Source organism: Haloferula helveola, assembly GCF_037076345.1.
Taxonomy (GTDB): domain Bacteria; phylum Verrucomicrobiota; class Verrucomicrobiia; order Verrucomicrobiales; family Akkermansiaceae; genus Haloferula; species Haloferula helveola.
On record NZ_AP024702.1, the window covers coordinates 5,274,920 to 5,287,586 of the forward strand.

Sequence of the window (12,667 nt, forward strand, 5' to 3'; positions counted from 1 at the left end):
ATCTCCAAAACGCAACATCATGTGGAAAGGTCGCTTTGCCGTTGAAACCGCCGAACTCGTCCAGCAGTTCGGCGAGTCCATCAGTTACGACTGGCGGCTCTACAAGCAGGACGTGGCCGGCTCGATCGCCCATGCGCACGCCCAGCGTGAGGCCGGACTCCTGACCTCCGAGGAATTCGACCAGATCGAAAACGGACTGCGGCAAATCGAGGCCGACATCGACGGCGGCAAATTCGAGTTCAAGACGTCCCTTGAGGATATCCACATGAATATCGAGGCCGAGCTTACGCGCAGGATCGGCCCGGCGGGTGCGAAGCTGCACACCGCCCGTTCACGGAACGATCAGGTTGCGACCGACACCCGCCTTTACTGTAGGGCCGAGGTGGACGCGATCTCGGTCGGAATTCGCTCCCTCCAAAGCGCGCTTCTGGATCGTGCCGAGAAGTATGCTGCCACCGTGCTGCCCGCCTACACCCACCTTCAGCGGGGCCAGCCCGTGACCGTCGGCCATCACCTTCTCGCTTACGTCGAGATGCTGGATCGTGACCTCGGCCGTCTCGCCGACTGCCGCAAGCGGCTCAATGTTTCCCCTCTCGGGTCCGGTGCACTCGCCGGATCGACGATCAATCTCGACCGTCAGGCGATCGCCGACGAGCTTGGCTTCGACCGCATATCCACGAACTCGATGGATGCCGTTTCGGATCGCGACTACATCGTCGAGTTCCTCTTCGCCATGTCCCTCTGCGGCGTGCATCTGTCCCGACTATCCGAAGACCTGATCCTCTGGTGCTCGGCCGAGTTCGGATTCGTCACCCTGTCGGATGCGCACACGACGGGTTCCTCGCTGATGCCGCAGAAGAAGAATCCCGACGTCTGCGAAATTACCCGCGGCAAAACCGGACGCCTTCTCGGCAATCTGGTTAGCCTGCTGACGGCCGTGAAAGGCCTCCCGCTGACCTACAACCGTGACCTTCAGGAAGACAAGGAACCACTCTTCGATTCCATCGACACCCTCAAGCTCACGCTCGCGGTGAACGCCGAGATGATCGCCGCCATGGAGGTGCGCGAGGAGAATTGCAGCAGGGCCGCCAGCGACCCCATGCTGCTCGCGACAGATCTCGCGGACTGGTTGGTGAAGCAAGGCGTCCCTTTCCGCAATGCGCACGAACTCGTCGGGAAGGCGGTCGCCGAATCCGTCAAAACCGGCACCCCGCTGAACCAACTCGACCTGAGCGCGATCGACCCTGCCTACACCAGTGAGGCCGGTTCAGTGTTTGACCTAGGGAGAGCGTTGGCGGCCCGTACGAATCCGGGCGCGCCATCGGTTGAGAATGTTCGGTCGGAGATCCGCCGCTGGCGAGAGTCCGGACTTTAGTCCTTGTCGGCCGGCTCCGGAGTTTTCTCGCGGCGACATCCGATCACCAGGATGACGGCGGCAAGCAGGCCGATCAGTCCTCCGTAGAACCAGCCCTTCGGACGCTCCGGCTGAAGCTTGAGTTGAAGCGTCATTGGCTGATCGCCCTTCACCTGAAGGCTTCTCTCGAAGCGCAGCAAGCGGCCTTGGCCGAGGAGATCGACGCTCAGCGCGTCAGGCGCGCCCTCCATTTCCAGTTGCTGCTCGACGATTGCGTTGGCGATCTCACGCAGCGAGCTCGTTTCCTCGGCCGAGTTGCCCGCCATCAACCGGTCGAACTGGGTCGGATCGAAGTTGTAGTCACCCTGAAGAATCGGGTTCTCCTCGGCGGCCTGTTCGATCTGCTGGTTCGGCACGTCGACCTGGTTGAAGCGGTTGTCGAGGTAGTTCCGCTGGCGTCGGGTGTTCAGGCCGAGCACCGCCTGCTGCATCTTCAGATTCCGGAATTGGACCCGCGCGTCCTCGTTCGAGGCTTCGTCGAGGTAGCCATTGCGGGCTGCCTTGCCGAGCACCTTGCCGGCCTTGTCCTGTTGACCCGCCTGCAACCACGCGTAGCCCTGATCAAGCTCCGCAACGGCCTCGGCTTTGCCGCGGTCGCGACGTTGCTGAACATAGCCGCGATAATCAGCCAGGCTCATCTCGCCAACGTCGTCGGATCCGGTCCACTGGAAATCGCCCGAGCTGTCGGCAAGCAGCCAGCCCTCGGGCACGAATACATCCCAAGTCAGATTCTCAAGCGGCACGTCAAGCTGCGGTGCGACCAATTCGCCCACTCCTCCCGCGTCCAGAGAATAGGTGAATGCCACCTCCGCAGGACCGTCGCCGAGTGGCGAAGGACTTACGTAGAACAACCACTCATCACCATTCCGGACCAATGGCACACCTTCGCCATTGACGAGCAGGTTGAACGGCTTGGCGCCGCCGGGCAGGCGCAACCGAAGGCTGGCTTTCTCCGCCACCTCGATCTGCAGCTTCACCGCCGTCATCGATGATCCGTCCATCGAGATCAGCGTGCTCAGTCGGCCCGCGGTGACGCGCAGGGCTTCCGCGTCGGCGAGTCCGTGACGGGCGAGGGCGACTTGCAGGGGCGCTTCGGCCTCCGCCACACGGAAGGTGAAATCGGGCACTTCGGGTCCACGCAGCTCGCGCAGCACGGTTGGCACCGCATTCCAGTCAAGCTTCTGCCAACCCCGGGGGATCGAGCCGAGACTCGCGTTGAGTCGGCCACCGGCTTCGACAGCGATGAAATACGACGACTGGCGGACATCCGTCAGCTCGAGGGGAACCACCGCGAATTCCTTCGAGTCGCTTTGCCGTTGCTGCTGGAACTCGATGTCCACCGGCGTCTCCCCGGCGACACCGCGCTGGAAACGGATTTCCCAAACACCTTCTTCCCCGTCGATCGGAACGAAGTCGCCGACGGCCGGACCCGTGGCACGTACTGTCCCTGCAGCACGTTCATCGAGCCCCGGAAGCTTCACCCGGAGGCTCTTGCGCGCGGCATTCTCAATGCGGTAAAGCAGCCGTGCCTGAGTCCTCACCTGCCCTTCCCGCAGTGTCACTTGCTGGAGGACCTGAGCGGTGACCCACGGATCGAGTTCCTGCACCGCCAGTTCCAGCGACCAGTCCGCCTGCAGTAATCGGAATGCGAGCGCTCCCGGACGCGGCACACCCATCTCGCGTGGGTCCAACTGGGAGACGTTGCTACGATTCACGGCCCGCACCTGGAGTCCACGCTCGGGCACGACGCTCAACGTTCCCCGCTGCCGTGCCGCGTCGCGCAGCAACAGTCGGGGAACCGGCCAGGCCTCGATACTGCCGGGCGAAGGGCCGGCCAGGGACAACGAGAAGTTTTGTTGCCCCATGGTTCGCCCGTTGAGGTTGAGCGTCAGCAAACGGACGCCGTCGACCTCGCTTTCGGTCCAGTGACTGAGCGCACCACCGGTCACCGACTCGACTTCCATGCCCGCCGGCAGTTCCACCGTGAGACGGAAAACGCCTGCACGGCTGATCGTGGCAAGCAGGTCCGCGGCGAGCACCATTCGGTCGTCGCCGAGCGACAGGGTCTGCTTCATCTCGGCACGGATTTCCGGCGCAACCGGAGCAACCTTCAGGCTGACCGATGCTTCGTCGGACCCATACCGGAATGCGTGTTGAAGCAACGCGAGTGGGCGCTTCTTCGAGTCCATCGGAATGAGCACCGACGGGAAGTCGTCGAGATTGATCTCTCCCATGCCGGCAGGCTCGACGGCTTCCGGTTGCGCTTCGCCGCCGAAGCCAAGGCCGAGCATTCCTACCGAGCCTGACGAGCCTCCTACGCGCATCGGCGACAGCTTGAGGTCGACCGGCAATGACCCGGCAGCTTGCTGGGTTGCGGCCTCGAAGGTAAACGGCCGCTCCTGGGCAGGTTCGATCGCCACGCGAAGTTCGCGCGTCTCTGGATTGAAGCGCCAGCGCCCGACGGGTCCGCCATAGACGTCGCCGACCGTAAAGCCGTCCGGAACGGTCAGCAGGAGTTCGTCGACCACACCCTGGGCGGGCCGGACCGCGACACGGTGGATCCCGTTCACCACCCCGGGTCCCGGGAGGTAAAGGTCAGCCACCTCGGTGAAGAACTTCACCTCTTCCTGGCTCGCGTCGCGCTTCTTCGGGCGGACCAGCACCTTGCCCGGCTGGCCCGCAGCCAACTGGATTTCCGTAACCTTTCCTGCCATGCCGGCCCACACGACCTGCTCGCGGATCCTTGCGGCGCCATCCGCCTCGAATTGCCAACCTGGCTTCTCGTAGCGGGCGTAAATCGTCTGGACGGCTGCCGGCCCGGTCGGCACCGCGAAACCGTTTCGAGGTGAGCCCACCTTGAGCTGGTAGGACCCGGTGCCCTCGATAACCCCTTCCCGTTGGGCGATCATGACGTAGCCGCCATCCTGCTTCTCGACCTTCAGGCCGTCGGACTTGAATCCGGTGAGCACGGCAGGCGCCGAAAGCAGATGGAATCGTTCTCCGATCTCCGAAGCGCGGACGCGCACATCGATCTCACCCTTCAACGATTCATCGGTGAGTTCCCAGCCTTGGACGATCGACTCCGCCGGCTCCATCGAGAACACCCGCTCGCCTAGTCCGAGGAATGCCAATGCAATCATTGTTGCTGCGGCCGCCGGGGTCTTCTTCAAACCCTTGAAGAATGCGATTGCCTTCGGAAATACGCCCAAGGCGAGGAGCGCGATCCCGAACAGGATGAAAAATGGCACCGCTCCGCCGTGCTGAGCCAGCACACCGAAGGCGATCAGCGCGACTCCTCCCGCGATCAGCGGACGAACCATCGACTGGCGTCCGACCGTCCTGAGGATCGCCCAAACCAAAAGCCCGCAACCGACCAAGGCGACAAAGACCCCCGCACCACTGACGAGAGCTTTCCATGGTTCCACATTGTCGACCACGACGTGCAGATCGGCGTTGCCGAGAATCGCAGGCGCGGTGTACTCCAGCGCCCCCAAACTTACCCTCCGCAAATCGAGCGCCTTGTCGGCCAACACAAAGGCCATCACCGCGGCTCCGATCATGATGGCCAACCCGAGGATCTGGATCGGGGGGATGCGGGCGAGCACCAACCCGATCACGGCGAACATCAGAAGGAGAGGAGCCCACCGTCGGCCATGGCTGGCGATCCACTCGAAGCCGGTCTCGGTGGTGACCGGACGAACGAGTTGGGCACCCTCGGCATCATGGGGAATCAGGCGCCGATTCTCGTCGCCGCGCACCGTCCAGTTGGCGATGGCGGTTGCTGTGCCGACTTTCGGAGCGTCGAGTTGGATCCGCTCCTCCTCGAAACTCTGGCCATATCGCAGGACCACCTCGACCGCCTCATTGGGATCCACCTGTCGGGAAAGGGGCACGAGGGTCTTGGCGCCGTCCTTGCGGGCATTGACCCGCTCGCCATCGACGAGCGCCTCCCACAGGTTCGCACCCTCGGGAAGATTGAACTCAAGGGTGGCCGCACCTTTCGAGCGGGCAAACAGGCGCGCGGTCGTGACGACCTGTCCATCGCGCGACACATGACTGTCGAGCGAGGCGAAATCGATCACCTCTCCGATCGCCTCGCCGACCTCATACCACTGGATGTCCATCTGAAGGTCGACATCTCCGGCGGTGTACTGCCAAGCGCCGAGTGTCGGCGCACTGGTGAGCAGGCGGTATTCGGCGGGCAACTCCGTGGCGTCGATCCGAAGCACGGACCCTTCGCTCTTCGTGACGGACGAATTCACCTGGAGCGGACTGGTCACCTGCACGTAGCCCCGTTCCGATTGCACGCCCAACGGGCGGATCTCGCCAGGCTTCAGTGTTCCGCCCCGGGCGCTCATGGGTTGCTCGAAAGTCACCAGCAAGATCGACGCGCCAAGGGCGGGACGGGCGAGCGGAACGATGAGTTCCTCACCCTCGCGACGCCAATCGCGCCCGACCCCTTGTCCGGTCACCTCGATGTTGCCGATACCTTCCGGCACCCGCAGACGCCACTCGTTGGACGGAGCACCAACCACGAAATAGTTGAGGACGACACTGCCGTAAGCCACACCCTCCTTCAGCGAGTAGAGATGGAACACGTCCGCCTGCACGCTCTGGGCAAGAGCTTCGACCTTCATCGTGCAGGTCCACGCCTCGTCACGGATCCGGAATCCCTGCTGAAGTCTCGCCATCTTCTTCGGAAAGTAATCGACCGGGGTTTCGACGAGTCCGGTGACTTCGCCGGGCACGACCCGGTATCCGGCTGCCGAAGCGACTCCGATGTAACCCCTACTCGACTTGGCTCCGTCATGCCGAAGTCGTGGCAGCGTCCACTCACCTGCAGCGGCTCCCTCATTTCTCTCCAGCTTCATCTGGATCAACTGCCGCCCACTCACGGCCTCGCTGAAGAGGAACTTCAGCATCCGCATGCCGTCCTTTTCTTCGCTCGCCAGGCTGTAGTCCGCGACCGCGGCTCCGGTCACCTCGGCCACCGCGAAGGCGGCGGGAATCCCGACGCTCCACTCGCGCACCGGGGCCTCGCGAATATCCAACTCAAGATCGCTTAGAATGCGCCGGTCGGTCTCCCCCATTTCATGGATGGTCACCTCGGACACACTCACTTCCGGCAGCACCTGATCGGCCGCGACCGAATATTCATAGTCCCCTGAGGGGAATCGGTAGACGAAGACCTGGCGGAAACCCTTCGCCTCGCCACCCGGAAACTGAGCGGGGGCGAGCTGCATCATTCCCTTCTCGCCGACAACCTCCAACCGAACCGCTCCTTCGTTGGCGATGCGCAGGTAACCACTGTGCCGTAGCGTGCCTTCGGGAAGGAAGCGCATCGGAGCGGCCTTCACGGGAAAAGCTCCGAGGGCCGACTGGCTAACCACACTCAGTTGTTCCGTGCCCTCGATCGGGCGGCTCAGTTCGACGTCGAGAAAGCGTTTTCCGTCGGCCTCGCGAAGCGACCAACCGAGCACCGGATCGCCATCGACCGACAGTACCTCGCCCGGCCCCTCAATCCCGATGCGTACCGTCTCCAGCTTGCCCTGCAGGATCCGGAAGCCCACTTGCGACGATTGGCGGATCAGTCCGGCTCCGACACGAACCTCGGCAACCTCGCTCGAGGAAAAGAACAAGGCGCCGTCATCTTCCATTCCGGACTCCTTCCATGCCATCCGCGCGTTGCCTTGTGCGTTCAGGAAACCCAACCAACTCTTGCCCTTCTTCTCGGGCACGAGCTGGCGCCCCGGATCGAAAGTCAGCTCCTCGCCAAGACCCTCGAGCCGGACCGGAACCACAACCCCGGCCGGGAGGTCGAAGGCAAGCATTCGCCAATCGTCGCTCCGATCGGCGGCCACCTCGAAGGTGAGCTCAAGCGGTGCCACGCCAAACGCCTCGCCACTCGCGACCAGTTCGTGAACCCAGGTCTTGCCCTCGCGCGCGAGTCGGACGTGCCAGTTCGGACCGGACACCTCACCCGTCAGGGCAACCCCCCTGAGCAAAACCAGCGACGCATCCGCTTCGCGTGTGCGGACGCGGCCGGTGAGAGTGAACGACATGCTCTTGCCATCCTCGGCCAGCTGTCCGGTGAGACGCGGATCGATCAGTTCGATGCCGGCGGTCTTGCCGGTGTCGGGAACCACTTCGATTCTCATCTTGGCAGGCCCACTCCCTTGGAAGCGCAGGCCTTCACCTTCCTCGCGCACCATTCCTCCGATCTCGAGCACCTTGCTCCGGAACCCCTGCTCTTCCTGAATGAGCAGTTTCGACGTGAAGCCGACCGCATCCCCGGCCGCCGGAAGCAACTGTGCGAAAACGGTCTCATCATCCAGGTCGTGGGTCGCGGTCACCGAGAAACGGAACGTCTTCGGTCCGTCCACCACCGGCGCGGGAGGCGCGATCGGCCGGAACGGCGCGATTCCGTCCCACCACGGATTCACCGTATTGAACGAAGGGCTCTGTGGCTGCGCGGCCGGCAGTTCGGGAAACAGGTCGAGGAATCGACGTCCATCGGATTCCCGGCGGACCGCCCACGACTTGAGGATCTGGCCTTTCTGGGGCTTCACCTCGGTGACTTCTCCATCTCCGGCGAGACCGATCGACAGTTTCTCCGCCCTTCCCTGATGCACGTTCACCGTGAGCTGCATGCTGGTGAGCGCACGCGAGCCGTTGTGCGAGGCGGTGGTCGAGGCGTCGACCGAATAGAAGAGCGGCGGTTGCTGTTTGATCTTCTCCGCCGGAACCACCGCAACACCTTCACCGAGGCCCTGCCCGCGGGCATTGAGTGTGATCGCGGCGAGCGCGAGGACTGTCCAGATCCTACTTCCTAACAAGGTCTTCATCGATTCTCGGGTGGGGTTCACAGGGTGCTTTATCGCCGCACGCAGGCGGCTTCTGGGTAAATCCGTGGTAAATTATCGAAGCTGGCCGATCATCCGGTTGAGCTTCTCGACCGGTTCGGCTCCCGTGTATTTCGCAGCGACATTGCCCACCACCGGTGCCAATTCGCGGAAGTCAACCGCAGCCGCCATCGGGGCATCGCGCAGGCGCTCGGCCGTGAAGGCAGCCAGACCGGCGAGTTGGAGAGAAGGCGCCGCGCGGTCGAAGGCAGGTGCCTGCGGGTCATAGGGAATGGTCCAGTTCCGCTCGACCATTCGCCCGGTCGCGGCATCACGGAAGCGCACACGGACTTCACCGACCTCCCCCCGCCCCTCCGGCTTCACTTCGAACTGATAGAGCGCGACTCCCGCCTCTTCCGAAGCCATCTCGGCGGCATCCACCGCGTCGTTGCGGAAGTCCTCCTTCTTGAGCCGGTGTTCCTCGAAGCCGATCAGCTTGTAGAGATTTATCCGGTCCGGGTTGAAAACGACCTGGACCTTCACGTTCTCCGCGGCCGGCCGGAACGCACCTGCCAGTTTCTTCGCAAAGCCCGCGTCGGCTTCCTCGGGAGTGTCGACCACGTAGTAGCGGCCGTTGCCGTTGCGCGTCAGCCGTTCAAGGAGCCGGTCGTTGAGTCCGTCGGCCCCGAATCCGGCAGCATCGAACGCGATGCCGTTGTTCCGGAGTTCCTCGACCTTCCGATTCAGTGACTCGGGATCGGCATCACCGAGATTCGCGGCACCGTCGGTGAACAGGACCACCCGGTTCTGGGCGCCGTCGATGAACTGGCGGGTGGCGAGCTCGGAGCCGAGCGTCAGTGCATCCTCCAGATTGGTTCCGCCTTCCGCCGGCAGTTGGGCAACCAACCCGTTGAGCTGGGCTGCGTTGCTTCCGTCCAGGCGGTCCGCCAAAAGCCTCGGCTGACGGGCGAATCCCGCGACGCTGATCTTGTCTCCCGGCTGGAGCAGGCTTGCGAGTTGTTCGACTGCTTGGCCGACACCCGCGGCCCGGTCGTCCCGTTCCATGGACCCCGAGTTGTCGAGAAGCAGCGTGAGATTGAGAGGCGTCGACTGGCCGCGTCCCGCGGCCCCTGTGCGCACGGCCACCCGCATCAGATTCCGCTGGGGAAATGCCGGGTGGGCACTCTGCTCGATCACACATGCCACCGGTTCGCCATTCGCCGGGGACGGATCGCCGTAGTCGAAGGCGTTGTAGAACTCTTCCGGTCGGATGCCCTCCTTGTCGGGGATCTCGCCCCGTTCCATCGCCGCTGCGGCAACTTTGAAGGATGAATCGCTGACATGGAGGGAGAAGGTCGAATAGGGCTCGTCGGCCGCCGAAACCTCTTCCATCAGATCAAGTGGCTCGATCACCGGCTCCGGCACCGGGTGAAGTTTCGTCAGTTCTTCGACGAGCTCGAGGCTCGTTCCCGTACCCCGGACCAACAGCGTTGAATTTTCCGGGAAGTATTGAACGGAAGAATCGGGTCCCAGATGGACACCGTTGCGAACGAGAAGATCCCGAACGCTGGTCCTGCCTTGCAGAGCCGCCGAGTCGGTTGGCGCGGCGAACGGATCGTCGACGATCACGCCCGCCGTGCTTTCGGTCTCTGTAGCCAGGCGCGCGATGAAGTCCGGCGCGACCTCGAAGGTGCGCGTCTGCAGATCCTCTCCGGCTTCGGTAGCCGGCTTCACGACCACCGAATGATCGTCGGCGAACCACCTCATCCGTGAAGCTTCCGCGACATAGTTGAGCGCTTCGCCCAAGGGCACGTTCCTCAACCGTAGCTCGGAAATCCTGGAGTCCGCCTCGCTCCCCCCGCCAAGCTCCATGTCGTTTTCGGGGAGCCGGTCCGGCGTCTTCAGGAACAGGTTGATACCCTCTCCGCTGGGATCCGCTTCAAGCGCCTTGGCTTTCAACGTATCGAGCGCTTCGGCGACCGATACATTCTTGAAGTCAACCTCGGGGATCACGATCTCATTGAGCTTCTGCAACTGGGCGGCCTGCGCCACCTCCCGCTTCTCGCCTTCGACCGGAGGCACAGTCATTTCCCAAGAAGCATCAACCTGCGAAAGCAACTCGGCCCGCGTTTGGTCGTAAGCGGCCCGGTAGTAGCTCGACTGTGCCTCACCGACCTTCTCCAGTCCGCGCCGCGCCGACATATTGTAGGGATCAACCTTGAGAGCATCCTCGTAGTCCGTTCGGGCGCCATCAAGGTCTCCCAACTCCATCTTGCCTTCGGCTTCGACGAGCGAACTGCGCACCGCCTCAATCTGCTCGTCGTGCTTGCCCGTCATGGCGGGATTCGTGCGGATCGGATCTTGCAAGGCCTCCTTCGCACGTTTGGCATACTCGTTTCCAGGGTCACGCTTCAGAGCTGAGTCGAGCAGCTGCTCGGCTTCCTCGTAGCGCCCCATCCGCCGGCTCTCTTCTGCCGACGCGACCTCCGCATCCGCCAGCGACTGCTTGAGGAATCCTTTTCGGTCCTCCATCAGCGGCGCGTCGGGGAGCACCTCGAGGCTCTCGCGATATCGTTCCCGTGCCTCATCATACTCGCCCCGCGAGTAGGCATCGCGGGCGTCGTCGCGCTTCCGATCGGATTCCGCGACCGACAACTGCCTACGCAGCATCTCCTGCTCCACCAACTTTGAGTAGCCGCTGATGTTGCCGCTTCCACTTACGGGCTTCGAGTCGTCAGGCGCATTCCCGCCAGCCAAGGCCCCGTTCCGGCCATCAACCAGCCCGGCATCTGGTACTGCCCGCTCCAAGCGCTCCAATTCAATCCCGAGCGCCATCGTCGAATCCAATTCCCGGACCTTCTTGTTCTCGGCCTGCCGCTCTTTCTGAAATTGGACAAGGCCCTCGGCGTTCTCAGCAGGCGGTTCCGGTTGACCGGTAACAGGCGGGATGCGGTCGACAATCATACCTCGAGCGTGCGGCACCTCTCCGCCGCGACCCGCAGTCCGGCCATCTTGATCGGGAACCGGGTTGGCGAGCCGCGTCGTTGGCACCGGTCCCGAGTCATCGATCTTGTAGCGGACTTCCTCGGTCGGCAGAGTTGCCGGTGCGGGTGGTGGTTCCGGACGGTCTTTGGCAGCGCGGCCTCGGCCGTTCTCAAGTCCGGTAACGAAGTCATCCATGTTCGCGTCGCCAAAAGGGTCGCCGGCCACGTTCGAGTTGCCGTCGCTCGTGCCGCCATTCACCCCGTAAAACGGATCCACGGCCGGACCTGATGCGACCGATCCTTCCGGATCGGCGGGAGCGTTCACGTTGCCCGCGGTCCCACTGTAGAATCGATCGCCACCCGGTTCGCCATCCTTCGATTCGTCTTCGCCGAACAAACGACCTCCGACCGGAATATCTCCGAGGAGCGGGACACCTTTTTCAGCGGCGACGCCCCCTCCGACCTGCCCGGGACGCCCTGCATCACCGGAATTCATCTTCCAGTTCTTCTCGTCGGTGGAATTGGTATTGAAACCTCCGCCACCGCCACCGGTGACACCCCACCCGTTCCCAAAACCGTCGCCATCGCTGAAGACGATGCTGGGTTCCTCAACCGCTTCCGGTTCGGGAACGGGAACGGCGGCAGGCGCGACGGTGTTCGAGGCGACCGGCGCGTCCTTGTCGCGCTCCAAGACAATCGCGGGCTTCTGCGGAGCCGGCAGGATCCCGTCGATCGACTGCTCGGCGACCTCGGCATCTCGTGACCGATAGGCGATCGAACCCAAAGAGATCGAATCGTTGGTCTCCACTCCCTCCATTGCGGCAAGCGAATCCTCTTTCCAACCGTCCGTCGCCGCTCCCGACTGCCTGGAGAATCGAGGCGAATTGGAGGTGCCATTAGGCAGCTCGGGTGGTTCGTATTCCGTATTGTAGTGGAACTCACGAGTGACCTCGACCTGCGCTTGCTCGTCAGCGGCTGCCGCCGAGTAGGCGACAATCATTTCCGGACTCATCTCCACCGAGTTTCCCACCCGACCCATTCCCGCCATCGCCCCCCAGAACGCGACCGTCAGGACTACCAGCGCGGCGGCGACCGACCACCATGGCATGCTCCGACGCCTGGTCTTCTTCTTCGATTCGTCGTCCTCGCCTAACAGCTTCATCACCTGCCAGCGTTTCGCCTCGGGCAGGCGCCAATCCGCGTCTGGTTTGTTCTCCCCATTCTCGGCCACGAGGCCGTCGAGCATGCGGATCCTCCGGACAAACAGCTTCAGTTCCGGATCCTCTTCGACCTGCTTCTCGAGCTCAGCCGCCTCGAACGGCGAAGCCTCGCCAAGAACCCAGGCGACGATCCGCGCCTCAAGCGCGTCGTCTCCCACCGGTTCCAGTGGCTGGTTCGTGTCGTCGTTCATGGTTCTCTCCGTTCGA

Annotated in this window: 3 protein-coding genes; 1 reads left to right on the forward strand and 2 read right to left on the reverse strand. The window is 63.1% G+C overall.

Going from position 1 to position 12,667, the window contains the following annotated elements; genetic code table 11:
* Positions 1 to 19: 19 nt before the first annotated feature.
* A complete protein-coding gene (gene argH / locus HAHE_RS20120) occupies positions 20 to 1,375 on the forward strand; it encodes an argininosuccinate lyase (RefSeq protein ID WP_338687015.1) in 1,356 nt (451 codons plus the stop codon).
* Here argH and HAHE_RS20125 read toward each other — a convergent pair.
* Positions 1,372 to 8,259, reverse strand: coding sequence for a hypothetical protein (locus HAHE_RS20125; protein WP_338687016.1), 6,888 nt, complete (start codon positions 8,257 to 8,259; stop codon positions 1,372 to 1,374). The two genes, argH and HAHE_RS20125, sit on opposite strands and share 4 nt — an antisense overlap.
* A 72-nt stretch (positions 8,260 to 8,331) precedes the next feature.
* A complete protein-coding gene (locus HAHE_RS20130; protein WP_338687017.1) occupies positions 8,332 to 12,651 on the reverse strand; it encodes a YfbK domain-containing protein in 4,320 nt (1,439 codons plus the stop codon).
* Between the last annotated feature and the right edge of the window lie 16 nt (positions 12,652 to 12,667).

What these genes read in the sequence shown, in the direction of transcription:
- argH (WP_338687015.1), top strand. Translation starts at nt 20, where the DNA reads ATGTGGAAAGGTCGCTTTGCCGTTGAAACCGCCGAACTCGTCCAGCAG.
- HAHE_RS20130 (WP_338687017.1), bottom strand. Translation starts at nt 12,651, where the DNA reads ATGAACGACGACACGAACCAGCCACTGGAACCGGTGGGAGACGACGCG.
- HAHE_RS20125 (WP_338687016.1), bottom strand. Translation starts at nt 8,259, where the DNA reads ATGAAGACCTTGTTAGGAAGTAGGATCTGGACAGTCCTCGCGCTCGCC.